The sequence below is a fragment of the Mesorhizobium sp. M0968 genome, from assembly GCF_040319065.1.
In the GTDB taxonomy this organism is placed as follows: Bacteria; Pseudomonadota; Alphaproteobacteria; order Rhizobiales; family Rhizobiaceae; genus Mesorhizobium.
The window spans coordinates 52,268-78,283 of sequence record NZ_JAMYNL010000001.1 but is presented as its reverse complement, the minus strand read 5'-3'; the positions used below and the strand labels follow the sequence as shown (position 1 = coordinate 78,283).

The 26,016-nt window shown below is 63.5% G+C and carries 21 protein-coding genes; 14 read left to right on the top strand and 7 right to left on the bottom strand.

Going from position 1 to position 26,016, the window contains the following annotated elements; genetic code table 11:
• The first annotated feature begins 4 nt into the window (after nt 1-4).
• The 4 genes from NKH67_RS00330 (at nt 5) to NKH67_RS00315 (ending at nt 4,618) form a co-directional block, all read left to right on the top strand.
• Nucleotides 5-1,186 carry an acyl-CoA dehydrogenase family protein gene (locus tag NKH67_RS00330; protein ID WP_352471374.1) on the top strand — a complete coding sequence of 394 codons (1,182 nt, stop codon included), beginning with the start codon at nt 5-7 and terminating at the stop codon, nt 1,184-1,186.
• Nucleotides 1,183-2,538, top strand: coding sequence for an LLM class flavin-dependent oxidoreductase (locus NKH67_RS00325; protein ID WP_352471372.1), 1,356 nt, complete (start codon nt 1,183-1,185; stop codon nt 2,536-2,538). Before NKH67_RS00330 ends, NKH67_RS00325 begins: the two co-directional genes overlap by 4 nt.
• A 74-nt stretch (nt 2,539-2,612) precedes the next feature.
• Nucleotides 2,613-3,707 (top strand): LLM class flavin-dependent oxidoreductase, encoded by a 1,095-nt coding sequence (locus NKH67_RS00320; RefSeq protein ID WP_352471371.1) that lies wholly within the window; start codon nt 2,613-2,615, stop codon nt 3,705-3,707.
• A gap of 50 nt (nt 3,708-3,757) precedes the next feature.
• A complete protein-coding gene (locus NKH67_RS00315) occupies nt 3,758-4,618 on the top strand; it encodes an NADPH-dependent oxidoreductase (RefSeq protein ID WP_352471369.1) in 861 nt (286 codons plus the stop codon).
• Between the two features lie 31 nt (nt 4,619-4,649).
• Here the strand turns inward: NKH67_RS00315 and gcvA are convergent, their stop codons facing one another.
• Nucleotides 4,650-5,660 (bottom strand): transcriptional regulator GcvA, encoded by a 1,011-nt coding sequence (gcvA, locus tag NKH67_RS00310; protein ID WP_352471368.1) that lies wholly within the window; start codon nt 5,658-5,660, stop codon nt 4,650-4,652.
• Nucleotides 5,661-6,002: 342 nt separating this feature from the next.
• On the opposite strand from gcvA, the gene NKH67_RS00305 reads away from it, so the two are divergent.
• A complete protein-coding gene (locus NKH67_RS00305) occupies nt 6,003-7,598 on the top strand; it encodes an ABC transporter substrate-binding protein (RefSeq protein ID WP_352471367.1) in 1,596 nt (531 codons plus the stop codon).
• 96 nt (nt 7,599-7,694) lie between these two features.
• A complete protein-coding gene (locus NKH67_RS00300; RefSeq protein WP_352471366.1) occupies nt 7,695-9,290 on the top strand; it encodes an ABC transporter substrate-binding protein in 1,596 nt (531 codons plus the stop codon).
• Nucleotides 9,291-9,370: 80 nt separating this feature from the next.
• Here NKH67_RS00300 and NKH67_RS00295 read toward each other — a convergent pair whose 3' ends face one another.
• Nucleotides 9,371-10,810, bottom strand: coding sequence for an FAD/NAD(P)-binding protein (locus NKH67_RS00295; protein WP_352471365.1), 1,440 nt, complete (start codon nt 10,808-10,810; stop codon nt 9,371-9,373).
• 181 nt (nt 10,811-10,991) lie between these two features.
• Between NKH67_RS00295 and NKH67_RS00290 the strand changes: the two genes are divergently transcribed.
• On the top strand, nt 10,992-12,353 hold the full coding sequence (locus NKH67_RS00290; RefSeq protein ID WP_502893705.1) for an LLM class flavin-dependent oxidoreductase: 1,362 nt from the start codon (nt 10,992-10,994) through the stop codon (nt 12,351-12,353).
• On the top strand, nt 12,350-13,441 hold the full coding sequence (locus NKH67_RS00285) for a rhodanese-like domain-containing protein (RefSeq protein ID WP_352502691.1): 1,092 nt from the start codon (nt 12,350-12,352) through the stop codon (nt 13,439-13,441). The genes NKH67_RS00290 and NKH67_RS00285 overlap by 4 nt, the downstream gene beginning before the upstream one ends.
• 36 nt (nt 13,442-13,477) lie before the next feature.
• On the opposite strand, the gene NKH67_RS00280 is transcribed toward NKH67_RS00285, so the two are convergent.
• Genes NKH67_RS00280 through NKH67_RS00260 form a run of 5 tightly spaced genes read right to left on the bottom strand, consistent with a single transcriptional unit; the run spans nt 13,478 to nt 19,884 of the window.
• Nucleotides 13,478-14,740, bottom strand: coding sequence for an FAD-dependent oxidoreductase (locus NKH67_RS00280; RefSeq protein WP_352471362.1), 1,263 nt, complete (start codon nt 14,738-14,740; stop codon nt 13,478-13,480).
• A 5-nt stretch (nt 14,741-14,745) separates the two neighbouring features.
• Nucleotides 14,746-15,963, bottom strand: coding sequence for an acyl-CoA dehydrogenase family protein (locus NKH67_RS00275; protein ID WP_352471488.1), 1,218 nt, complete (start codon nt 15,961-15,963; stop codon nt 14,746-14,748).
• An 18-nt stretch (nt 15,964-15,981) separates the two neighbouring features.
• Nucleotides 15,982-17,019, bottom strand: coding sequence for an ABC transporter substrate-binding protein (locus NKH67_RS00270; RefSeq protein ID WP_352471361.1), 1,038 nt, complete (start codon nt 17,017-17,019; stop codon nt 15,982-15,984).
• Between the two features lie 9 nt (nt 17,020-17,028).
• Nucleotides 17,029-18,213, bottom strand: coding sequence for an LLM class flavin-dependent oxidoreductase (locus NKH67_RS00265; RefSeq protein WP_352471360.1), 1,185 nt, complete (start codon nt 18,211-18,213; stop codon nt 17,029-17,031).
• 60 nt (nt 18,214-18,273) lie between these two features.
• Nucleotides 18,274-19,884: an ABC transporter substrate-binding protein gene (locus NKH67_RS00260; protein WP_352471359.1), complete on the bottom strand. Its 1,611-nt coding sequence runs from the start codon at nt 19,882-19,884 to the stop codon at nt 18,274-18,276.
• A gap of 314 nt (nt 19,885-20,198) precedes the next feature.
• On the opposite strand from NKH67_RS00260, the gene NKH67_RS00255 reads away from it, so the two are divergent.
• From NKH67_RS00255 to msuE, 6 genes are all read left to right on the top strand, one after another.
• On the top strand, nt 20,199-21,185 hold the full coding sequence (locus tag NKH67_RS00255; protein ID WP_352449708.1) for an ABC transporter permease: 987 nt from the start codon (nt 20,199-20,201) through the stop codon (nt 21,183-21,185).
• On the top strand, nt 21,185-22,183 hold the full coding sequence (locus NKH67_RS00250) for an ABC transporter permease (protein ID WP_352471358.1): 999 nt from the start codon (nt 21,185-21,187) through the stop codon (nt 22,181-22,183). Before NKH67_RS00255 ends, NKH67_RS00250 begins: the two co-directional genes overlap by 1 nt.
• Nucleotides 22,184-22,185: 2 nt before the next feature.
• The gene (locus tag NKH67_RS00245) at nt 22,186-23,184 is read left to right on the top strand and encodes an ABC transporter ATP-binding protein (protein ID WP_352471356.1); all 999 of its coding nucleotides are present in this window, start codon (nt 22,186-22,188) and stop codon (nt 23,182-23,184) included.
• Nucleotides 23,162-24,109 (top strand): ABC transporter ATP-binding protein, encoded by a 948-nt coding sequence (locus tag NKH67_RS00240; protein ID WP_352502692.1) that lies wholly within the window; start codon nt 23,162-23,164, stop codon nt 24,107-24,109. Before NKH67_RS00245 ends, NKH67_RS00240 begins: the two co-directional genes overlap by 23 nt.
• Nucleotides 24,110-24,128: 19 nt before the next feature.
• Nucleotides 24,129-25,184 carry an aldo/keto reductase gene (locus NKH67_RS00235; protein WP_352623097.1) on the top strand — a complete coding sequence of 352 codons (1,056 nt, stop codon included), beginning with the start codon at nt 24,129-24,131 and terminating at the stop codon, nt 25,182-25,184.
• A 73-nt stretch (nt 25,185-25,257) separates the two neighbouring features.
• Nucleotides 25,258-25,848: an FMN reductase gene (msuE, locus tag NKH67_RS00230; RefSeq protein ID WP_352471353.1), complete on the top strand. Its 591-nt coding sequence runs from the start codon at nt 25,258-25,260 to the stop codon at nt 25,846-25,848.
• Nucleotides 25,849-26,016 lie beyond the last annotated feature (168 nt).

Here is a 26,016-nt window from a genome sequence, read left to right as displayed (position 1 = left end):
CAGCATGACCTTCGATCCTGATACCTCCAATCCATGGATCGCCAAGGCGGCCGAGCTGCGCGAGATCTTTGCCCGCGACGCGGTCGAGCGCGACCAACTTGGCGGCAGGCCCGTCGAGCAGATACGGCTGCTCAAGGAGAGCGGCCTGCTCACCATCGTCATTCCCAAGGAATTCGGCGGCGCCGGCGAACCCTATTCGACGGCGCTGAAGATCGGCCGCGAGTTCGCCAAGGTCGACGGCTCGATCGGCCATATCTATGGCTACCATTTCAGCGCATTGATCGCCGCCAGGCTCAACTCGGACGAGCCGCGGTCAGCCGATCTGCTTCGGCGTTCGGCTGCCGGCGACTGGTTCTGGGGCAACACCGGCAACAGCTTTTCCAAAACGCTGTTCGGCCGCAAGGATGGCGAGTGGACGATCGTCAATGGTTTCAAACCCTTTGCCTCCGGCTCGCATGTTGCCGATTATCTTTCGACCTCGTGGGAGGACGAGAGCAGCGGCGAGAGGAAGTTTGCAGCGATCCCCGCGGACCGTGAAGGCATCACCGTTCTCGATGACTGGGACGGCATCGGCCAGACGCAGACCGGCAGCGGCAAGGTCGCCTACAAGGACGTCAGGATCCACGACAGCGAGTTGGTGCGCGGTTGGGTCGACGCGTCGTTGCCAATCCGCACCATCGGCCCGCTGCAGCAGCAGAGCGTGTTGCTCAATGTCTTTGTCGGCACGGCCCAGGGCGCGCTGCTGGCGGCGCGAGATTATACGCTCAACAGTTCGCGGCCGTGGATGTATTCCGGCGTCGAGCGCCATATCGACGATCCATGGATCAAGCGGCAGTATGGCGAGCTGTGGGTCAAGACGCGGGCGGCGACGGCGCTGGCCGATCGCGCGGCGGCGGCGATCGATCATGCGATCGCGCGCGGCAAGGCGCTGACCGAGCAAGAACGCGGTGAGGCGGCGGTTGCCGTCGCCGCGGCCAATGTGCTGGCAGGCGATGTCGCGCTCGAAGTCACGACCGAGATATTCGAGGTGATGGGTGCCCGCTCCGCAGTGCGCAAATACGGCTTCGACCGCTTCTGGCGCAACGCACGCATTCACACCTTGCACAACCCTGCCGAATACAAGACCCGCACCGTCGGCACCTGGTATCTGACCGGCGCTTATCCCGAGCCCGGCGTCTTTCGATGAGCGGCCGGCAGCTCCATCTCAACGTCAACATCCTGCATGCCGGCTTCTCGCCGGCGGCATGGCGGATGGACGGCGTCGACCCCTATGCCGCCTTCACCGTCGACCACTATGTGCAAGTGGCGAAGATCGCAGAGCGCGCAAAGCTCGACGCCGTATTCCTTGCCGACCAGGCGGCGATATCGGACCGCATTGACTATCGTCCGATCACGTCGCTGGAGCCGACCATCGTGCTGGCGACGGTAGCCGCCGCAACCGAGCGCATCGGCCTGATCGCCACCGCTTCAACCAGCTTCAACGAGCCCTACAATATCGCCAGGCGCTTCGCGACGCTCGACCATGTCAGCGGCGGACGCATCGGCTGGAACATCGTCACCACGGCCGATCCCGCCTCGGCCCGCAATTTCGGCCTCAACGGTGCCATCGATCATGGCCGGCGCTACGAGCGGGCGGCGGAATTCGCTGACATCGTCAAGGCATTGTGGGACAGCTGGGAGGACGATGCCTTCATCGGTGATGTCGCCAGCGGGCGCTTCGTCGATGCCACCAAGGTTCACGCCATCGACCACAAGGGCGCACATTTCTCGGTGCACGGGCCGCACAATGTGCCGCGTTCGCCGCAAGGGCATCCGGTGGTCGTCCAGGCCGGCGGGTCGGATGACGGCAAGGACCTCGCCGCCCGCCACGCCGAAGCCGTGTTTTCCGCATCGCAATCTTTCGAGGAAGCGCTCGGCTATGCGCGGGAACTTAAGGCGCGTGCCGTCGCCTATGGCCGCACCGGCGGCGTGCCGCTCAACCTCGCCGGCCTAGCCACTATCATCGGCAGCACAGAGGGGGAAGCGGAGCGGCGGCAAGAAGAGCTGTGGGATCGCATTCCGCTCGACTACAGCCTTGGGCGGCTGTCCGGCGTGCTCGGCATCGATCGCGAGCGGCTGAAGCTCGATGAGAAGTTGCCGGAAGGGATTCAACTGCCCCCCAACGGCGGCCACACCTTCTTCAAGGCCACGCTCGCGCTCGCCCGCAGCAATGATTTCACGGTTCGCCAGCTGATCCGGGCGCTGAACGGCAGCACTGGCCACCGCACCATCGTCGGCACGCCGGAGCAGATCGCCGACGATATCGAAAGATGGTTTGTCGCCGGCGCCGCCGACGGCTTCAATCTGATGCCGGACGTGCTGCCGACCGGACTGGAGGTCTTTGTCGATACGGTGGTGCCGATCCTGCGCCGGCGAGGGGTGTTCCGAACGGAATATGAAGGGCGCACGCTGCGCGACCATCTCGGCCTTATCAGGCCCGAAAGCCGCTTTGCACCGCAGCCGAGCAAGGCGCCAGGGCTGCTAGGGGCAGCCCTTTGAATGATCATCAAAATACAACGGAGCGGAGGGTCCTGCCATTGACCTCCATGCCCGGCCAAAATACAGGCCCGACAATGAGCGCTGATACCGAATTTCTTTGGTACATCCCGAACCAGGTCGCTCCCGGTCACCGCGGCGAGCCGGCCGTCGAGAACCACAACAGCCTGGAGACGCTGACCAGCCACGCAAAGGCGCTTGAGGAATACGGCTGGAAGGGCGCGCTGATCGGTACCGGCTGGGGTCGGCCCGACACTTTTACTGTCGCGGCCTCGCTCGCCGCGCGGACCACCTCCTTCGAGCCGCTCATCGCGATCCGCCCGGGGTACTGGCGGCCAGCGCACTTCGCATCCGCCGTAGCCACGCTCGACCAGCTGACCGCCGGTCGCGTGCGTATCAACATAGTGTCAGGCAAGGACAACCTCGCTGCTTATGGCGACAGCGAAGGTGACCAGATACATCGCTATGCCCGTACCAGAGAGTTCATGCGCCTGGTTCGCAGACTTTGGACTGAAGAGAACGTGACCTTTGCGGGCGAGCACTTCCAGGTCACTGGCTCTACCGTGATGCCCCGCATCCATGTCCGTGGCGATCGTCGCCATCCCAAGCTCTACTTCGGCGGCGCGTCGGAGGCGGCGGAGCGGGTGTCGGCCAGCGAGGCGGATGTCCAGCTCTTCTGGGGTGAGCCGCACGACGGCGTCCGGGAGCGGATCGAGCGGCTCAAAGCCTTGAGCAGGGAACTCGACCGAGACCTCCCGCCTCTGGAGTTCGGGTTGCGGGTCACCACGCTGGTCCGCGACACCGCTGGGCAGGCCTGGGCGGACGCAGAAGCGAAGGTCGACGAGATGGCCAAGGGCCAGGGAGCCGGCTGGAACGATCACGGTCGGGCGGTAGCGGTGGGCCAGCAGCGTCTGCTCGATCTGCACGCGCGCGGCGAGGTGCTGGACGACAATCTCTATACTGCGCCGGGCAAATATGGCGGCGGCGGCGCTGGCACCACCTGGCTGGTCGGCTCGGCCGCCGACGTCGCCCGCTCGCTCGGCAGATACCGGGATCTGGGCATCACGCATTTCGTGCTCTCGGACACGCCGTATCTTTCCGAGATCAAGCGGCAAGGCGATCAGTTGCTTCCGCTTTTGCGCAACGGGGCCCAAGCCGCGCTTCTTGAATGACCTGGGGTCGTCAGAACACCGAATAAGCCAGATTGCCAGTAGGGAAGACGATGTCACAGCCGGCCGCCTTCAGCATCCGACCTTCCGACGCTGACCTGCGTGGTGAAGCGGCGCTACGGCGGCGTTATCGAGCGCCGCAAAGCGCGCATACCGGAAGCTGGAACGAAGCCCTCGAGGCGATCCTTTCGCATCGCTCGGTCCGCAATTATCTCGCCAAGCCTCTGCCCGAAGGGACGCTGGAACTGATCGTCGCCGCCGCCCAGTCGGCGCCGACTTCTTCCAATCTCCAGGCGTGGAGCGTCATCGCAGTCGAGGATCCGGCGCGCAAGGCGCGGCTTGCCGAACTGGCGGCGATCAATCGCCATATCGAGCAGGCGCCGCTGCTGCTGGTCTGGCTGGCCGACCTGTCGCGGCTGCGCGCCATTGCCGAGGCAAACGGCCGGGTGGGCGAGGGGCTCGATTATCAGGAGAGCTTTCTGCTGGCCGTGATCGACGCCGCACTTGCCGCACAGAACGCCGTGGTGGCGACCGACGCGCTCGGGCTCGGCTCCTGCTACATCGGCGCGATGCGCAATCATCCGCAGGAGGTGGCGCGCGAACTCGGCCTCCCGCCGGAAACCGTGGCGGTGTTCGGCCTGACCGTCGGCTATCCCGATCTCCTGGCTGCGACTGACATCAAGCCCAGACTGCCGCAGGCTGCGGTGCTGCACCGCGAGCGCTATCGATCAGAGCCCGATCCGGACGATCTTGCAGCCTACAACCAGAGGCTTCGATTATTCCAGCAGGAGCAGGCGATGCCTGTGGTGGACTGGACAGAGTTGGTTTCGAACCGCATCGGCAGCAAAGCAGCGCTGAAAGGCCGTGATCGCCTGGGCGAAGTGCTCAAAGCGCTGGGCTTCAAGCTCAAATAGGCGCGCGCCTGCTCGCGAGACCGCGGCGAGGCTATTCGGCCGCGATAATGGCGATGCGCGCCGGAAGCGCCGCCGGCGGTGGGACGTCGAGAGCGCCGAGCTGGCGCGCCTCGGCCTTCAGCCAGCCATGAAAGCGCTCGACCGTCTCCAGCTTCGCCTTGTGCGGCGTCGTCGCAAAATAATAGGAAAACTCGACCGGCTGCGGTGAGCCGAATGGACTGACCAGACGCCCCGCGGCGAGGTCAGGCTCGGCCAGCCGGAATTTGCCGAGACCGATGCCCTTGCCGGCAGCAGCTGCGTCGAGCACCAGTGACGATTGGCTAAGCCGTATACCGCCCTCGACAAAGCGGCCGGACAGGCCGTTGGATCTCAGCCAGCCCTTCCAGTCAGGGCAGCTTGGATCGCGTTCCGGACCGTCCTCATGCAGGATCGGTGCGTCACGCAGCCCCTCCGGCCCGCGATAGAGACCGTGCATGCGAGCAAATTCCGGGCTGCAGACGGGCAGCACCGCTTCCGAAAACAGCCGTTCCGTCAGCAGGCCGCTATAGGCGCCCGACCCGTAGCGGATGACGCAGTCGACGTCTTCGCTGGCAAAGTCGGCAAGCCTGGTTGATGCGTCGACCAGCACTTCTAGGCCGGGTACCGCGTCGCGCAGTGCGTCGAGGCGCGGGATCAGCCATTTGCTGGCGAAGGAGGGCGCAACCGACACTTTGATCGGCGCATCCTCCTCGTCGCCGGAAATCCGCGCGACCGACTCGACAACGACGTCGAAAGCCTCGGTGAGGCCGGGCATCAGCGCCTGGCCGGCCGACGTCAGCAGAAGCTCGCCACGGTTGCGATGGAACAGCGGTTGACCGAGGTGATCCTCGAGCAGGCGGATCTGCTGGCCGATGGCGGCAGGCGTCACATGGAGTTCTTCGGCCGCCCGCGTAAAGCTCAGGTGGCGGGCGGTTGCGACAAAAGCTCGAAGCGACGTCAGCGGCGGAAGCCTCGCCAGCGTCGGCCGCAGCTTCCTTGATTTTGCGCGAATGAGATCGACCATGGAGCGCATTCAACACGTTCAGGCCGGGCGCGACGAGGGCGGGCTTTGCGCCAAAGTGCCCGGTGGAAAATTTCGTTTGCCGCAGCGTCGCGGCAGCGGGAACGGAAATCTAAAAAATCGTAATGTCTACAATTCTTGTAGAAATAAGATCGGAGCGCTGATTTGGGCGTCGAGCAGCTTTGCCAGATCCTGGAATGAAACGGTCGTGCGAAGCGGTGCTTTCGGCAGACGATAGAAAATCATTCTTCCGGTTTTGCGGCGTGGCAGGGATCATCGCGTCGAGGCGCCGGAGTGTGTTCGGCCGCCGGATGCCATCGTAGCCGTTTTCCGGAGCTCAAGGCCATGTCTGTCAATCGTCGTCATTTCAACCAGCTGCTGTTGCTTGGCGGTGCGAGCTTCGCATTGCCCGGGTTTTCCTTCGCTGCCGAAGGAACGCCGGTCCAGGGTGGCACGCTCAACTGGGCCTACTATCCCGACCCCACGTCGCTGATTGCCATCAACACCTCGTCGGGCACCGGCCAGGCGATCGGTCCCAAGGTGAATGAAGGTCTGCTTGATTTCGCCTATGACCTCAGCCCGAAACCGCTGCTGGCGACGGAGTGGTCGATCAGCGATGACGGCCTGCGCTACACCTTCAAGCTGCGCGAGAGCGTCAAATGGCATGACGGCAAGGACTTCACGTCGGAAGACGTTGCCTTCACCATCTTCCGGCTGAAGGAGGCGCATCCGCGCGGCCGCATCACCTACCAAAACGTGACCGTGGTCGAGACGCCCGATCCGCACACCGCCATCATCGTGCTTTCAAAGCCGGCGCCCTATCTGATCACGGCACTGAGCAGCTCGGAATCACCGATTGTGCCGAAGCACGTCTACGAAACGTTCAAGCCGGCGGAACAGCCGAAGCTCGAACAGACGATCGGCACCGGTCCCTTCATTCTCAAGGAATGGGTGCCCGGCAGCCATCTGATCTTCGACCGCAATCCGGATTATTGGGACGCGCCTCGGCCCTACCTCGACCGCATCGTCCTGCACGTCATCCTCGACCCGGCCGCGCGTTCGGCGGCTCTTGAAACCGGCGAGATCGATATCGGCGCCAATCCCGTGCCGCTGGCCGACATCGAACGGCTGAAGGCAAACCCCGCTCTGGTCGTCGACACCAACACCTACGCCTATTCCGGCCCACAGCAGCAATTGTTCTTCAATTACGAGAACGAAATCCTGACCAAGCGCGATGTGCGCCTTGCCATCGCCCACGCAATCGACCTGCAGAAGCTGGTCGACATCGCGCTCTACGGTTATGCGCAGGTATCGCCGAGCCCGATCAGCACGGCGCTGCCCAAATGGTATGACCCCAGCATCAAGGCGCGCGAGCCCGATACCAAACTGGCGGAGAAGCTGCTCGACGACGCCGGCTATCCGCGTGGCGCCGATGGGACGCGCTTCAAGCTCCGGCTTGCCTACAACGCGTTCCTGCCGGCGTCCTATGCCGATTTCATCAAGCAGTCGTTGGCGACGGTCGGCATCGATGCCGAGATCCTCAAGCTTGACCTGTCGACGTTCCTGAAGACCGTCTACACCGACCGCGCCTGGGACTTGGTGGTCGAGTCGCTGTCGAACACCTTCGATCCGACGCTCGGCGTCCAGCGCGCCTACTGGTCGAAGAACTTCAAGATCGGCCTCGTCTTCTCCAACGCTAGCCACTACGCAAACCCCGAGGTCGACCAGATCCTCGAAGCCGCGGCAATCGAGCCCGACGAGACCAAGCGGCGCGAGTTCTGGTACAAATTCCAGCACATCATCCATGACGACGTGGTGTCGGTCGATCTGGTCGCCGCCGGCGCCCAGATCGTCGCCAACAACAAGGTCCGGGATTTTGCGCCCGGCGCTCAGGGGATCAACAACAGCTTCGCGCAGATATGGCTCGCGCCAAACGCCTAAGCGTTCTGCAAGCCCTCTGGTTGGGACCGGCGCGTGAAAACGACGATCCCGACTTTTCTCCATCAAAGATAAATCGCGCAATTCGGAGTACCGACCATGACCATCAATCGACGCCTGTTCAATCAGTTCCTGCTGCTGGCCGGCGCGAGTGCTGGACTTCCCGCCGGGGCATTCGCAGAAGACGCAAAGCCGGTGGCCGGAGGCACGCTCAACTTCGTCTACTATCCCGAGCCCAACCAGATCGTTTCCATCAACACCAGCGCTGGCGGACCGGCCACCATCGGTCCGAAGATTTTCGACGGCCTGCTCGCCTACGACTACGATCTCAATCCGCGACCGCAACTGGCCACCGAATGGTCGATCAGCGACGACGGGCTCGAATACGTCTTCAAGCTGCGCCAGGGGGTGAAGTTCAGCGATGGCCATGATTTGACCTCCGAGGACGTGGCCTTTTCTATCTCCCGGCTGCGCGAAGCGCATCCGCGCGGGCGCATCACCTTCCAGAACGTCACCGACATCGACACGTCGGACCCGCATATCGTGAAGATCAAATTGTCGAAGCCATCCGCCGCCCTGATTTCGGGGCTGGCCGCGACGGAATCGCCTGTCGTGCCCAAACACATTTACGAGAAGCTGAAGCCGGCCGACGATCCGTCCTTCGAGCAGATCATCGGCAGCGGGCCGTTCGTGCTGAAGGAATGGGTAAAGGGCAGCCACATCCTCGTCGAAAAGAATCCGACCTATTGGGATGCGCCTAAACCCTATCTCGACCGGATCATTTTCCGCTTCATCACCGATCCGGGCGCGCGCGCCGCGGCGCTCGAAACGGGCGAGGTCGACATCGGACCGAACCCGGTGGCCTTCGCCGATCTGGAGCGTTTCAAGGCGCTGCCGCAATTCGTCGTCGACAGCACGGTCTTCGCCTATAGCGGCCCGCTGCACCAACTGATCATCAACCTCGAAAACCCGATCCTGAAGCAGAAGAAGGTCCGTCAGGCAATCGCGCACGCGATCGACCTCGACGCGATCAATGCAATCGTGTTTTACGGTTATGGCCAAGTCTCGCCGACGCCGATCAGCGTCGTCAACAAGAAGTATTTCGATCCCGATGTGAAGGCCGCGACGTTCGATACGGCGCTCTCGGAAAAACTGCTCGACGAGGCCGGTTTCAAGCGTGGGGCTGACGGCGTACGCTTCAAGCTCAGGCTCACCAATAATCCCTACAACCCGTGGGGCTATGCCGACTTCCTCAAGCAGGCATTAGCCAAGATCGGCATCGATGCCGAGATCGAAAAATTCGACTTCGGCACCTATGTCAAAACCATCTACACCGACCGCACATGGGACCTGTCGACGGAATCCTGCGGCAACATCTTCGATCCGAGCGCCGGCGCACAGCGACTCTACTGGTCGAAGAACATCAAGAAAGGGCTGCCGTTCTCCAACGGCGCGCACTATGAGAACCCGGAGGTTGACCGGTTGCTGGAAGCCGCATCGGTCGAGCTAGACGAGGCCAAGCGCAAGCAACTCTTCTTCAAGTTCCAGGAGATCATCGCCGACGAGTTGCCGATCATCAATCTGATCGCGCCACCGACCATCATCATCGCCCGCAAAACCGTCAAGAACTACGCGCCTGGCGCCGAAGGCCTGTCAGCGAATTTCGCCGACGCCTATCTCGACCCGAACGCCTAAATCGGCCGGGCAATCATGAGAGAAGGGCCGCATAGAGCTGCGGCCGTTTTCGTTTCTTCCATTTCGCAAAGCTGGTAACTTCAGGCCAAAGCACGCAGCCTTGGGCTGGCGCCGACTAGAAGGCCGGCAAGGGCTATGGCCTGCGCCAGTTGTTCGCCGATCGAGCTCGATTCCCAGGCGACGCCGCGCAGCGGATGGCCGATGGCGAACAGATTGCCATGGGTCTCGCCATCACGGGAAATCACCTGGCAGTCATGCGTCGCGTCGATGCCGAAGCCGGTCGCATGCGGCCTGACGATGCCGTTCTCGAGCAGGTTCTGGACGAATGGATCGGCGATCCGCCGCCAATCATGCTCCTGATGGCCGCGACAGTTGACGACGCCGTCGAAGCGCAGCCGTTCGACCGCGCCGGTATCACGCCAGCGGATTTCAGCGACGATGCCATTTGCCTGCGGATGGAGTGCCAGCACCCGTCCCGCTCGACCCGTCCAACGGCCTTGGCTTCGCGCCAGTGCCACGCGCTCAAAGCTCGGTGGCGCCGCGCGGTGCGCGGTGACATCCCAGAAGGCGCGCAGATGGCGTGCGAACTTCAAGCGCTCCCTGTCGGTGGCGCCTTGCCACAAAGCCAGGATCCACGGCCGGATCGTAAGCGGCAGCCCTTGCCAGTCCAGGCCGGTGGTTTCGATTGCCCGGCGTTCGGCCTTGACCAGTGCGAGAAGCGCCCTGGTGGTTTTCGGCAGCGGCCGCCCGGCGAGGAAATCGCGCCACGCTTCCGTGTTCCGCCGAGGTTCGACGATCTGTCCGCGCCGCGACACGACGCGATAACCGCCCTTGAAGCCGCGCGCTTCCATGCTGGCGACGACGTCGACCATGCTGAGGCTGGAGCCGATCAGCAGCAGTTCCTTGCTGCCGGCGAGCCGATCGAGCGCCGCCGAATCCCAGGGATTGGCGACATAACGGGGATCGCCGACGACGGCTGCTTCCGTGGTGGACGGCTGGCTCTGGAACACCCCGGTTGCCAGCACCGCCTCATCCGCCAGCAATTGCTGGCTATCGCTGGTGCCGACGCATACCCCGGACGGACCCGTCAGCATGTCGACGGCGGATGCCTTGATGTGGCGCAGCGAAGAACGCGGATCTGCTTCTCTGATCGCTCTCGTCAGTTCCGACTGGACATAGCTGCCGAACAGCCAGCGCGGCGGGCTTGAGTCCGGGACATCCTCGGGCGGTGTCCAGCCGTGCTCCGGCCCATTCCCCATAAGCCAGCGAACGAGGTGATCGGGATCGTCCGGATGCAGCGAGAAGATGCGCGCCGCGCCGTTGACGAGGTGTTGTGGATCGACGGTGCTATAGGCAACGCCGCGACCGAGCTCGGCCCGGCGCTCGATGATGGTGATTGCCAGCGGCTCAGTTGAACGGTCGAGCAGCTTGATCGCGGTAACCGCGCCGGCAAAGCCGCCGCCAACGATGATGATTGAACGAGGGATCGAACGTAGCGGGGAGGAAGGGGTATGAAGCATCAAGAACCTTTGCGATGCCGGTGGTCGTGGCTCCAGCCCATCGCCCCGGCAACGATCATCGTGCTTTCCCGTAACCCGATGTCAAAAAACAATAATTGCCAGCTGACGAAAGGCATTCTTTCACTCAGCGGGTTTGGCAGGCGCTAGATAGGAACGCCCTTTGCGACCAGCCCGAGAACCGCTGATGACTGAAAATCGAAAGATAAGGCTTGGAGCCTTTGTTCGCGGACCGGGCCATCATGTCGCTGCCTGGCGCCATCCCGATGTGCCTGCCAATCCGGGCCTGAGCTTCCAGCACTATGCGGACGCCGCGCGCACTGCCGAGCGTGGCCTGTTCGACATGGTGTTTCTGGCCGACAGCCTCAGCGCGCGCAATGGCGAGCAGCCGATCGACACCTTCGAGCGCACCGGCCATGTCGTGCATTTCGAGCCGCTGACGCTTTTGTCGGCGCTCTCGACCATCACGCAAGGGATCGGGCTCGTTGCGACCGCCTCGACCACCTATTGGGAGCCGTTCCACTTGGCGCGGCTGTTCGCTTCGATCGATCATCTCAGCGGCGGCAGGACAGGCTGGAATGTCGTCACCTCAGCCGATGCGCCGGCGGCGGCGAATTTCAGCCTCGACCAGCATCCCGTTCATGCCGACCGTTACGCCCGCGCCGAGGAATTCGTCGCTGTCGCGCAGAAGCTTTGGGACAGCTGGGACGACGATGCCTTCGTCGCCGACAAGGCTTCGGGGATCGCCATCGACCGGCGCGGCATCCACGCCCCGGACCATGCCGGCCGGCATTTCCGCGTCAAGGGACCGCTCAACGTCGCTCGCCCACCGCAGGGCCATCCCGTCATCGTCCAGGCGGGCTCGTCCGATGCCGGCCAGCACTTGGCGGCGCGGACGGCGGAGGTGGTTTTCACCGCCCACCCGACCATCGAATCGGCGCGCGGCTTTTACGGCGAACTGAAAGGCCGGCTGGGCTCGTTTGGCCGCTCCGCCGACAGCTTGAAGATCATGCCCGGTGTCTTCCCGGTCGTCGCGCCGACGCGCACGGAGGCCGAGGACAAGTTCGATGCGATCCAGCGCCTGGTCGATCCTGTGGTTGGTGTGGCGCTGGTTTCAGGATTGCTCGGCGGTGTCGATCTTTCCGGCCATTCACTCGACGGACCGTTGCCGGAACTGGGCAGTTCCGATGCCGTGAAGAGCCGCCTGAAAGTCGTTTCCGAATTGGCCGCGAGCCGGAACCTGACCATCCGCCAATTGTATCTCGCCGTTGCCGGCGCGCGCGGCCATTTCCAGATCGTTGGCACGCCAAAGGATGTGGCCGACATGATGGAGGAGTGGTTCGCCGGTGGCGCGGCGGACGGCTTCAACGTCATGCCGCCGATCCTGCCGACGGGCCTCACCGATTTTGTCGACCTCGTCATTCCGGAGCTGCAGCGGCGGCGTCTGTTCCGGACTGCTTACGAAGGCGGGACGTTGCGCGAGAACCTCGGCCTTGCGCGCCCGATCCGTGGCGCCGCTGAACAGCAAGAGAGGAAAGCATCATGAGCGACAGGACGATCGATTCGAAAATGTTTCGCCAATGGCTGGCGGATGGCGAAGAACTGGCGGTACTAGACATTCGCGACAGCGCGACTGTCGGATACGCATCGCCGCTGTTCGCCACCAACCTGCCCGCGGCTCAGGTCGAGGCCGAGATCGACCGCTTCATCCCGCGCAAATCGGTGCGCACCGTGCTGGCGGACGACGGCAGCGGCGTTGCCGAGCAACTTATCGAACGACTGGTGGGGTATGGCCGTACCCAGCTGTTTTCGCTGAACGGTGGAATTCCGGAATGGACGCAAAGCGGCGTTGAAGACCTGCCGACCTTCGATACGCCGGGCGTCGATTTTTCGCTGGCGATCCGCGACGAGAAGGGGACCCCGGTCGTCAGCATTGAAGAGCTCGCGGTGCTCAGAGGCCGAGGCGCCGACGTGGTGGTGCTCGACAGCCGCACGGTGGCGGAGTTCGAAAAGGACCATGTGCCGGGCGCCATCAGCGCGCCGGGCGCCGAGCTGGTGCTGCGCTTCGCCGACCTGGTGCGTTCACCGGAGACGCAGGTTGTCGTCTCCTGCGCCGGCCTGCCGCGCGCCATCATCGGGGCGCAGACACTGATCGATGCCGGCGTGCCCAACCGGGTCGCCTATCTGCACGACGGCACCAGGGCATGGCGCGAGGCCGGTCTTGCACTCGAAACCGGCAAGACCGCAATCTATGGTCCGGCAAGCGAGGATGCCAAGCGTTTCGCCGGGGAGCACATCGCAAAGCTTGCCGAAGGCGACAGCTTTCCCCGCATCAATGCGGCCACGGCCGCGAACTGGGCGAAGGACGAAAAGCGGACGACCTACCTGCTTGACGTGCGCACGCCCGACGAGTTCGCCGAAGCGCATATTCCGGGGTCGATCGCGTCTGAGGGCGGGCAGTTGCTCGGTGTCGCCTATCGCACCATCGCGGTGCGCGGCGCCCGCGTCGTGCTGATCGACGATCTGCTCGGTGTCCGCGCGGCGACGACGGCGCATTGGCTGCAGCGGCGCGGCTTCGAGATCGCGATCCTCTTGTATGACTTCCAGTCGACCAGCCTGGTGGAAGCGGCGTAGGGCAGGAGCACTGTCAGGCGATTTTTTCGGGGGCCACTATTCGGCGGCTTCCGATTGGCGGCGACGGCCCGCCAGCACGTTCTTCTGCATCGCCGTCAGCGAAGACCGCACGGCTTTGGCGCCGTGCTCCAGCATCTTGGCCTCATACTCCGACAGCGCCTGGAGAAGCGGCTTGTCGCCGCGTTTGGCGGCCACCAGCTCTGGCACCAGCAGCCCGGCGTCGTAGATCGCGGTGTTGCCGCCAAGCGCGCGAAAATAGGTCATGGCGTGGATGGCATCGCCAAGCAACGTCACCGGTTTCGTCGGCCAGGGATCGACAGGTTCGGAGCTGTGGACATGAAGCAGGGCCACCGTCGATGGGTCGGTATAGCGGATGAGGTTGAGGATTTCCGGGTGCCAGTGGGCGATCTTCGAGATCAGCAGGTCAATCAGTTCTGAACGGGAGAGCTTTGCCAGCGCGTCGTCCGTGGCAAGTTCGTTCTTTTCATAGGCGGTGTTCCACCAGACATAGCTGGTGGTGTTGTTGAAATGGAAACCGGAAAAATCCTTGTGGGTGGCGTCGTCCAGCCCGATCAGTCCATGCTTTCGGAATGCGTCGACATTGACCCTGTGGCTGGTGACCATCAGCCCACGACCTTCGGTTGGCCTGACGCCGGCATTGTAGTCGAGTAGCAGCGGCGAGATCTGGTGAAGGGCTGCGGCATGCAGCGTCATCTTGCCGGCCAGGCGCCTGGCGCCGGTGTCGAAGCTTCGCGCATGCGGCACCAGTTGCTGGCGCACGCGCGAGCGGGCGCCGTCGGCTCCGACCAGGACATCGGCATGGATTGCCGAACCGTCCTCGAAATGCGCGACGACCGAACCATCCGGCTGCTCGTCGTAGCGAGAGAAGACCCTGCCATAGCGCATGATGCCGTCGAGGCCGGACAACAGCACCTGGCGCAGCGTGATACGGCTTACCGATTTTTCGATATGCGTGTCGTCGGCCTCGCCCGGCGCGTTGCCGCCGCCCCAGGCATCCTCGCCCAGGATGTTGAAATTCTCGTCCAGCAGGATGTTGCGATCCGGCGCCTGGCCGAGCGTGGCGACAAAAGCGTCGTAGAGTTCCGGCGGTAAATTGGCGATCAGCGAATCGATGCCGCGCTGGCGGATGCGCAGACGAAAACCCTGGACATAGTCGGTGCGGGCGCGGTCCTTCTCGAAGACCGCGACACTGATGCTGTTCTTCTTCAGGCCTTGCGCCAGTGTCAGGCCGCCGGGGCCTCCGCCGATAATGGCGACTTCGACATGTTCTGTTGTCATGGCGCTCAACTGACCGCCACGAGCCTGGGCTTGCCAGCGGCAATAGCCGGTGTCTCGGCCAACTGCCGGGCGGTATGGCGGCTGAGCGTCGCCTTGGCGGCGATCGTGCGGATCATGTGGTTCTGCGGTGCGTGGGAACGGGCGGTCAGCGCATCACGGTGGTGGCGCTCAAGCTGGAAATCTCTGTTAAGGCCTGGATTGCCGGCAAGCTCCAGCGCCAGCGAGGTGACGGCAACGGCATTGTCGATGACGACATGCCTGACCGTCATGCCGTCGGTGCCCACAGGCCGGCCGGCGTCGACATCTTCGGCGAGTGAACGCAGCAGCCGCGCGCTGCTCGCAAGCCGAACCTCTATGTCGCCCAGCCCTGACTGGATGTGCGGCACGGTCGACAGCGGCGCACCAAGACTTGCCGGCGCGTGCGTGCTGACAAAGGAGACCAGCCGGTCACGGGCAGCACGGGCGGCACCGTGGTAGACAGCGCCGATCAGCGAGAAGAAGAACGCCGTCGCGCTTTCCTCGCGCCTCAGCGGCTCGGATGCCGGCTGCGCCTCGGTGATGTCTTCGGCAGGAACCGCAACATTATCCAGAATGATGTCGTCGCTGGCCGTCGCCCGCATGCCGGCGGCGTTCCATGTCTTTTCGACGCGAAATCCAGGCGCGTCGGTCGGCACCAGGAATGAAGCCAGACGCGGCTGCGGCTCGTCGGTCAGCGCCAGCAAGTTCACCCATTTCAGAATAGGAATGCCGGTGACGTAGTTCTTGTGGCCGGATATCCGCCAGACGTTGCCGTCCCGCCGGGCAATGGTTTCGGGCGGCTTGCCATGAGCTGGCGAGCCGATCCGGGGCTCGGCCTGGGCGGCGTTGATCAGGGCAGGGCCAAGGCGCCCGGCCTCGACAATCCGCTGAACCAGATGGCGCGGCCATTTTCCGGATTTCCGCATCGCATACTGGCTGTTGTAGTGCATGGCCAGCACCAGCGCTGTCGACGGCTCGCCACGACCGATCTCGGCGATCACCGCCTGTGCTTCCGTCAGCCCGCCACCGAAGCCGCCATGTTCGCGCGCCGTGACCAGGCCAAGCAGCCCCGCCTGGTGAAGCCGGTCGAAATTGGCGAATGGGAATTCCCCGGTCGCGTCGTGATGCGCGGCGGTCAGCGCGAAGTCGTCGGCGAGGCCGGCCACTTTCTCGAGGAGTTGCGGAAACTCGGCAATTGTCGACATCATGACGTTGGCTTTCTCTCAGGCGGCGGCCCGAATGTTCACCAGATCGAGCGGCCGGCGATCGACCCAGTGCTTGACGTCGAAATCGCCGGCGAGGAAGCCCCAGTCGCGCAGGAAATTCTTGTAGTGGGAAACCGCTGCGACGAGCTCAGGCTGCAGTCCGAGGCCGAGATGCTTATGGACATCCGGGCCATTGGCGGCCAGCACCTGTTCCTCGGTGGCCCCGGCTTCGCGGGCAACAAAGCGCTGCGTCTCTTCCGGATGCGCCTCGGCCCAGGCACTGGCGCGCAGGATGGTCTCGATCAGTCGCGCGACCAGATCGGGGCGTTGTTCCGCCAGCAGTTCATCGACGGTCAGCACGCGCGGCGAACCGGAATTGATGCGGATGTTCGGGTCGGGGTGGAAGCCGAATTCCACGACCTGGATGGCGCCGATCAGATTGGCGACATTGATGCCGGCCGTGCCCTTGACATAGATGGCGTCGACCTCGCCGCGGATCAGGGCTGCGGCTTCCTCGCCATAGGGCTGCTTGCGCTTGAGGCCGAACAGCGACGGTCCTTCCTGGCCGTCGAGCACGCTGTCGGCCAGCGCTATGTCGACGATCTCGACGTCGCCATAGCCAAGGCCCTCGAGCGAGAGCGCCGAGACCAGTCCCTTCAACGCCGTCGCTCGCATGAAGTCGACGATTCCCTCGGGGCGCCGGGCGATGCCGAAGCGACGGCCTTTCAGGTCCTGGATTGTCCTGATGCCGGAACCGGGCAGGGCGATGATTGCCTGGAATTCGTCGGTCCAGGTGATGCCGACGAGACGCGTCTTGCGCCCTTCGGACCGCGCGCGGATCGGCGGCACGTTGCCGCCGTGGCGGAACGACCAGTCGAGCGTATGGTTGAAATGGCTCTGGCGGATGTCGCGATTGGGCGAATCGATGATCGACTTCAATTCGATCCCCTCCTTGCGAAAGGTCTCGTCGAGAAGCCCGAGCTGTGCGGCGAGCCCGACAGGCGTCGGCACCGGGCAGCGTGTGTACCAGATTTCGGAGATCGCAGTCGCGGTCATGATGGCTCCTTAGGTGTTGCGCAGGCCGGCCTGCTTCATCAGCGGCAGGATGTTCTCGCCGAAGAATTCGAGGTCAGGCTTGAAATCGAAGAAGGACAGCTGCAGGCCGTCAATGCCGGCGTCCTTCAACTTGACGAACTGGTCGACGATCTGTTCGGGCGTGCCGATGAGATAGATGTTGCCGCCGACCTTGGCGTAGGGATCGTCGCGGCCCTCGCGTCCTTTCCAGGCCTGGGCATCGCTGTTGAAGGTCTGGAAGCCTTTCGGCGTGCGGCTGTCGGCATGGGCGACGATCTCATCGGCGACCGCCCAGGCCTCCTTCTCGGTCGGCCTGCTGATGACCAGCGGGTTGAGCAGCGTGCGCACGGTGCGGCCGACGCCGAGGGCTGCGTCCTTCACCTTCTTCGTATGCGCCGGCAGCGCTTCCAGCGCGCTGGCGATGTCGGAGCCGGCCGGGCTGGTGACGAAGACGATGTCGGAATAGCGGCCGGCAAAGGAAATGCCGGCGTCGGAGCCGGTGGCATTGACCAGGATCGGCCGGCCGTAATTCGGCTTGGGCGTGACGAAGCCGCCATTGAGCTTCCAGCTCGATTCTCCGGAGAATGAGAAATTCTCGTCGTCCTGCCACAGTCGCTGCAGCACTTCGACGAACTCGGCGGCGAGTTCATAGCGGCGGTCGTGCTCGATGCGGTTCCAGCCGAACATTTCATGTTCGACGGCGCGATGGCCGGTGACGACGTTGATGCCCCAGCGGCCGCCGGAGATGTGGTCGAGCGTGGCGCCGAATTTCGCCAGATGCAGCGGATGCCAGGGACCGTAGAGAACATGCATGGTCGAAATCAGCATGATCTTCTTGGTGATCGCGGCCATCGCCGCCACGGACACGAAACTGTCCAGCGCCTGGCCGTTGAAGACACCGCCATAACCGCCCTTGGGCAGCCACTGGCTGAGCGCGAAGACGAGGTCGAAGCCAAGCTCCTCGGCCTTCAACGTCAGATCGCGATTGTAGTCGAAGCGCCAGTCGGTCGAGCGCGGCAGCGTCGAGTTGGTCCAGCCACCGGCCTGGATCGGCAGGAATAGCCCGAGCAGCACCGGCTGCTGAAGCGCTTTCGACAGCGGGCTGTCCGGATAGTCGGTCGGCGCCTTGAAGAAGGGCGTGCCGACGATGGAACCAGGCTTGTGGGCGAGCGTCATGGCGAACTTTCTCGGGTGGAGGAAGGGAACCCGTGCGAAGGACCGCGCACGGGTCAGGGCTCAGGCGACGATATGGGTTGTTGCGAGGGAGCCGGCATTGCCCTCGGCGCCCACCGTGTGACCGGCTATGCGCCTGTTGTAGAGAGTGATTTCCGGTTGGCTGACGATGTCGATATCGGGCAGGTCCTCGACAAGGATCTGCTGGATCGCGGCCCATTGCTCGAAGCGCTTTTCGTGGTCGACCTCGACGGCGGCCGCTTCAAGAAGTTCGTCGACCTTGGCATTGCTGTATTTCGAACCGTTGGAGAACGGCACGCCGGGTTTGAAATTTTTCGACCAGTAGAGGCGCTGTACGCCTACCGTCGGGTCGAACAGATTGCTCATGCCGTTGAAGGTGAAGTCGAAGTCGCGGTCGGTGTAGATGCGCTTGGTGTAGGTGGCGAAATCCTGGCTGCGCACGGTGACCTCGATCCCGACCGCGGCCAATGCCTGCTTGATGTAATCGGCGCCGCGCTTGTAGGTTTCGCCGCTCGGGACATAGTCGTGGACAAGCTTGAGCCGGGTACCGTTGGCGTCGCGCGGCAAGCCTGCTTCATCGAGCAGTTTATCGGCGGCGGCCGTGTCGACCGGATAGGTCTTCAGGTCGGCGACGAACCACTTCTTCAGATTGGGGTTGATCGGGCCCGGAATGGTTTCGCCATAGCCATAGTTGATCGTCTCGCGAATGACGTTGCGGTCGATGACATGGGCGAAGGCACGGCGGACGCGAACATCCTGGAAATAGGCTTTCTCCAGGTTGAATTCGACCCGGCTGATGCCGTTGGAATATTGGTAGCCCTGTTTCTCGAAACCGATATGCGGCAGCGTTTCGAAGCGCTGCAAATCGCTGTACGGAATCGGCGTTGCCGGCGCCAGATCGATCTCGCCGGTCTCCAGCGCCAGCGCGCGCGCCGAAGCGTCCGGGATGAAGCGCACGATCAACCGGTCGAGATAGGGGCGCGGCGCGTCCCAATAATCGGGATTGCGTTCATAGACGATGTGGCTGCCGCGCACCCATTCTTTGAAGACGAACGGGCCGGTGCCGACCGGAGCGACGTTGACCGGATTTTCGGCTGCCTTTGTGCCGTCATAGAGGTGCTTCGGCACGATTGGCGTTTCGGCCGCAGCCAGGGCCGTGATCAAGTAAGGCGCCGGCCTCGACAGAACCAGCGCTACGGTCAGCGGATCCGGCGTCTGGATGTCTACAAGGTTGAGGAAGGTGTTGCGGCCGCGCGGATGAACCTCTCTGATCGTGGTGATCGAATAGGCGACGTCGGCGGCGGTGAACGGCTGGCCATCATGCCACTTCACGCCTTCGCGCAGCTTGAAGGTGTATTGCAGCCCATCGCCACTGACTGACCATTGTCTGGCCAGGGATGGGCGCGGCGTGAGATCGAAATCATAGGTCAGCAGGCCCTCGGTGGTCTTTGCCGACACGTAGACCGAATTGAATGCCGTGTGGGCGATGGTCGTCAGCACAGGCGGCTCAGCCGAGAGCACCAGCGTCGCCGTTCCACCCTGTTTCGGCTCGGCGGCGTAGGCGCTGCGCGATGCAGGCAACAGGGTCGCTCCGAGCGCGGCCGCCGAGATGCCGAGGAACCTGCGGCGGTTCGGACTGAGGAAATGAGACATAGCGTCCTGGTCCTTTTTTGCTGCCGGACCCGATCGGCCGATCGTCGGCCACCAGGCTAAAAATCCGTCGTTCCAAGAGCGGGCCCGTTTGCGAAAAGATTTGGCCGACCTGCTCCCGCGCTTAAGATTTCATACTTCAAACAGCTAAGTTTGTAGTATGAAATAAAATTCTATTCTGCAATGAAGCCATTTGCAGGATAAAATTTCTTAAATCAGGTTTGACAATGTCTATAAATCTTGTCAACTAAAAAGCGCGGAACTTTCCGGGAAACAGCAAACCCGCATCGTCAGCCACAGCCGGGATAGCGAAAACGATGTCGACCCTGACGCGCATTGGCAGAACCTTCCGGCGCACCGCCATCCAGGCGGTGCCGACCGTTCTGGGCATCGTCATCCTGAACTTCTTCCTGCTGCAGCTCGCGCCCGGCGATGCCGCCGATGTCATGGCCGGCGAGGCTGGCTCGGCCACTGTCGAAACGATGGCGGCGCTTCGCCAGCGCTTCGGGCTCGACAATCCGCTTCTCGTCCAGCTGTTCAACTATCTCTACAATCTGGCGCATTTCAGCCTCGGCTTTTCGCCGCGCTACGGCATGCCGGTCGCCGACCTGATCGGCCAGCGGCTGCCCGGCACGCTAGTGCTGATGGCGGTGGCTCTGGCCGTCGCCATTGTGCTCGGCCTCGCCCTTGGATCGGTGATGGCGGTGTTTGCCGGGCGCCTGCCGGATCGTGTGCTCTCCGTTATTTCGCTGCTGTTCTATTCAATCCCGGGTTTCTGGATCGGCTTGATGCTGATCGTGCTGTTTTCGGTCAAGCTCGGCTGGCTGCCGAGCGGCGGCTCGGGAACCATCGGCAGCAACCTGACCGGCCTTGCCGGGCTCTGGGACAGGGCGCGCTACATGATCCTGCCGGCACTGTCGCTGGCGCTGTTCTACGTGGCGATCTATGCGCGGCTGACACGAGCGGCGATGCTGGAGGTCCAGTCGCAGGACTACGTGCGCACCGCCGCAGCCAAGGGCCTGCCGCCGGCCATCATCACCATTCGCCATGTCCTGCGCAACGCGCTGATCCCCATTACCACCATGGCCGGCATGCATGTCGGCGGCATGCTCGGCGGCGCCGTGGTTGTCGAGACTGTCTATTCCTGGCCCGGCCTCGGGCGTCTCGCCTTCGAAGCGGTCATGGGCCGCGATTTCACCGTGCTGCTCGGCATCCTTCTGTTGTCGTCGCTGCTGGTGATCATCGCCAACGCGACCGTCGATCTTCTGCACGCCTGGCTCGATCCCCGCATCGGAGTACGCTGATGGCTTCCACCGATTTCGCCGCGGGCGATGCCCGTTCCCGCCGTCTCCATGCCGATGCCCGCGGGCCCGCGGCACCGCCTGAACCCGAGGCAAAGAGTTGGAGCAATCTCCACGCGCCCGACGCACGCTCCGCTTCGGCAGCGTCGGTGCCGATAGCCGCTGGCGGGCGTGCGCTGAAGGTTTTCCTGCGCAATCCCAACGCCATGTTCGGCGTTGTGTTCCTGTCACTGGTCGTGCTGGCCGCACTGCTCGCACCAGTCCTCTATCCGGCCGATCCGCTATCGATGGTGGCGCGGCCCTTCCTGTGGCCGGGCCAGAACCCAGCCTTCCCACTGGGCACGGACTCCATGGGCCGCGATGTGCTTTCGGGCATTCTGCATGGCGCGCGGATTTCGCTGTTCGTCGGCCTGGTGGCGACCGCGCTCGGCCTCAGCTTCGGCATCCTGGTCGGCGCCGCCGCCGGCTACTTCGGCGGCTGGATCGACGACCTGCTGGTGCGCCTGATCGAGATCTTTCAGACCATACCGAGCTTCGTGCTGCTGGTCGTCATGGTGGCGATCGCGCAGCCGACCGCGCCTGTCGTGACAGTGGCGATCGCCGTCATCACCTGGCCGACGGTGGCGCGGTTGACCCGCGCCGAGTTCCGGGCCATCCGCGAGAAGGATTTCGTCATGGCCGCCCGCAGCCTCGGTTACGGCCATGTCCGCATTATCTTCCGCGAGATCCTGCCCAATGCGCTGCCGCCGTTGATCGTGACCTCGTCGGTGATGGTGGCGACCGCGATCCTGATGGAATCGGCGCTGTCCTTCATGGGCCTCGGCGATCCCAACGTCGTCAGCTGGGGCTCGATGATCGGAGCGGGCAGGGAATTGATCCGCACCGCTTGGTATCTGACAGCGCTTCCGGGACTGGCGATCGTCTTTACCGTGCTGGCGCTGAACCTGATCGGTGACGGCCTCAACGACGCGCTCAACCCGCGCTTCTCACAGGAGCGATAGAGATGGCGGCTCCTTTGCTCAGGATCGACAATCTGACGGTTCGCTTCCCGACCGCCGAGCCGGTCAGCCGGCTGAGCTTCGAGGTCGGTGAGGGCGAGACGCTGGCGATCGTTGGTGAATCAGGCTCCGGCAAGTCGCTGACCGCGCTCGCCCTGATGCAGCTTCTGCCGCGCTCGGCGAAAATACCCAATGGCAGGATCGAATTCGCCGGCAAGGATCTGCTCGGTCTCGACCAGAAGGCTATGCGGAGCCTGCGCGGACGCGAGATCGCCATGATCTTCCAGGAGCCGATGACGTCGCTCAATCCGGTGCTGACCATCGGCCGGCAGATCACCGAGGTGCTGACGCTGCACGAAGGCATACGCGGCAAGGCAGCGCGGAACCGTGCCATCGAGCTTCTCAATCTGGTTCGCATTCCCGATCCGCAGCGGCGCATCGATGACTATCCGCACCAGCTTTCCGGCGGCATGCGCCAGCGCATCATGATTGCCATCGCCGTCGCCTGCCGGCCGCGCCTGCTGATTGCCGACGAACCGACGACGGCGCTCGACGTGACCATCCAGGCGCAGGTGCTCGACCTGCTCGATACGCTGCGCCGCGAACTGTCGATGGCTGTCATGCTCATCACCCACGATCTTGGTGTCGTCGCACAATGGGCCGACAAGGTCGTCGTCATGTATGCCGGCCGCAAGGTTGAACAGGCGCTGCCGGACGCACTGTTCAGAACACCCCTTCACCCCTATACGCGCGGCCTGCTGGCGGCGTCGCCGCGGCTGAAGACCAATCTCCACTACCGCGACGCCAGGCTGACGGAGATTCCCGGCAGTATCGTCTCGGCCGCCGGCGAAAAGGGCTGCCCGTTCCGCCCGCGCTGCGCGGTGGCGCGCGACAGCTGCGCCCATTTCGTACCCGACCTCGTCGAGGTGAGCGAGGATCGTCTAGTCGCCTGCCCCTACAGCTTCATTCCGGAGGTTGCGCATGGCGCTGCTCTCGGTCTCTGACCTTTCCACCCATTTCCACGCCCAGGGCGGCACGCTGCGGGCCGTCGATGGCGTATCCCTCGAAGTCGGACGCGGCGAGACGGTTGGTCTCGTCGGCGAAAGCGGTTGCGGAAAATCGACGCTAGGCAAGACCATCATGCGGCTGGTCGACCCGACTAGCGGCAGGATCGAGTTCAACGGCACCGACATCACCGTTCTCGACACGCGCCGGCTGAAGGCGGCGCGCCGTAATATCCAGATGATCTTCCAGGATCCGTTCGCATCGCTCAATCCGCGCCACACGATCGGCGACATCCTGACAGCACCACTGAAGGTCCATGGCATCGGCAACACGGCCGAGCGGCGCACCATCGTCGAGGACATCATCGAGCGTGTCGGTCTGCCGAGGGATTCGCTTGGCCGCTACCCGCATGAATTTTCCGGCGGGCAACGCCAGCGCATCGGCATCGCCCGGGCGCTGATCCTCAATCCGGAACTGGTTGTGTGCGACGAGCCGGTGTCGGCGCTCGACCTTTCGATCCAGGCGCAGATTCTGAACCTGCTGGTCGACATGAAACGTCAGCTCGGCCTGTCCTATCTCTTCATTTCGCACGATCTATCAGTCGTTCGCTATTTCGCCGACCGGGTGCTGGTGATGTATCTCGGACGCATTGTCGAAAGCGCCGACAATGCGGCGCTGTGGACCTCGCCAAAGCATCCCTACACGCGCGCGCTGATGGATGCCGTGCCGGACCCGGCGCGCCGACGTCAGGCCGCGCCGATCCATGGCGATCTGCCAAGCCCGCAGAACATCCCCAGCGGCTGCCGTTTCCATACCCGCTGCCCGCTGGCGACCGATCTGTGCCGTTCGCAGGAACCGGCGTTCCGGGCGATCTCGCCGGGACACCATGTCGCCTGCCACTACGCCGAACCAACCATCAACTGAAATTCAACGGAGCAGAAAAATGTCCGACTACCGCTATCTTGGCCGCAGCGCCCTGAAGGTTTCGCCGCTCAGCCTGGGCACGATGATGTTCGGCGGGCCGACCGAGGAGACGGTCGCGCATCGCATCATCGACAAGGCGCGCGAGCAAGGCATCAACTTCATCGACACCGCCGACGTCTACCACAACGGCAAGTCCGAGGAAGTCGTCGGTCGCGGCATCAAGGCGACGCGCGATCATTGGGTCGTGGCGACCAAGTTCGTCAACTCGCATGACAAGGGGCCTAATCTCGGCGGCCATTCGCGCAAATGGGTGATCCAGACGGTCGAGAACAGCCTGCGGCGCCTGGGAACAGACTATATCGACCTGTTCTACTTCCACCGCGCCGTCTTCGATGCGCCGCTGGAAGAGCCGGTGCGGGCGATCGCCGACCTGATCCGCCAGGGCAAGCTGCGCTATTTCGGCGTCTCCAACTTTCGTGGCTGGCGCATCGCCGAAGTCGCGCATCTGGCCGATGAACTCGGCATCGACCGGCCGGTAGCCAGCCAGCCGCTCTATAACATCGTCAACCGCACCGCCGAGGCCGAACAGCTGCCGGCGGCCGCCTATTACGGTCTTGGCGTCGTCTCCTACAGCCCGCTGGCGCGCGGCGTGCTGACCGGCAAATACGAGCCGAACCAGGCGCCTGCCGCCGACACGCGGGCCGGCCGTGGCGACAAGCGCATCGCCGAGACCGAGTGGCGCCCGGAATCGATCGAGATCGCCAGGCAGATCGCGGCGCACGCAAAGTCGCGCGGCGTCTCGGCCGCCGATTTCGCGCTGGCCTGGGTGTTGAACAACCGGCTGATCACGGCGGCGATCGCCGGCCCGCGTACCGAGGAACAGTGGGACAGCTATGCGAAGGCATTGGACTTCAGGCTGAGCGCCGAGGACGAGGCCTTTGTCGACCGCCTCGTCACTGCCGGTCATGCCTCAACGCATGGGTTCAATGATCCGAGCCATCCGGTCGAAGGCCGCGTGCCGCGTTCGGAGCCGGCCGCGCCGATCCCGCTGACACGGCCTCTGCGCGCCGCCTGACGGTCGCCGACGAAATGGCGGGGCCGGCGGCCCCGCCCGCGTTTCCAATTGCTTTGGACAGATGAGAGAGCCCATGAATTTCCACGTCGAACGGCTGCGCCAGAACATCGTCGTGCTTTCGGGCAACACCCACAGGCCGTCGAAGTCGCGGACGCTGGCGCATCATCTCGGCGAGGCGCTGCGCGAAAGATTGTCTGTCACAGTAAATTTCCTCGATCTTGTCGATGCCGGCCGTGGCCTGGGTGCTGCGTTTACGCGAAGGGAATTGACGCCGGAGGCGCTGAATGTGGTAAACGCGGTCGAACAGGCAGACGCGCTGATTGTCACGACGCCGGTCTACAACGGCTCCTATGCTGGCCTGTTCAAGCATCTGTTCGACCTCATCGATCCACTGGCGCTCGTCGATCGGCCGGTCCTGATCGGCGCGACGGGTGGTGGCCAGCGCCACGCGCTGGTAGTCGAACATCAGCTTCGCCCGCTGTTTGGCTTTTACTCCGCCCTGACGGTGCCGAGCGCCGTCTATGGCAGTGACAGCGACTTTGCCGACGGCAAGCTCGTAGATTCGCTGGTTCTGGCGCGGGCCGGGCAGGCCGTGGATCAATTCGTTGCCCTGCTTTCAGCGCGGCAGCCGAAGAGCCAACCCGTCCGGGCGGCTTCGGGCTGACGGATAAAGTGCCAAGGCAAGTGCCTGATAGGCGATATATATAGCCAAGGCGCGGCCCGTAAGCACTCCGCATTTTGCGCCTGAATAATCCCGCGGGCGACAGCGTGCCGTCTAAATCCGAATTCTTTTTTAAGCGCGAGCTGATTTTAAGAATTCCATTGCTATCTA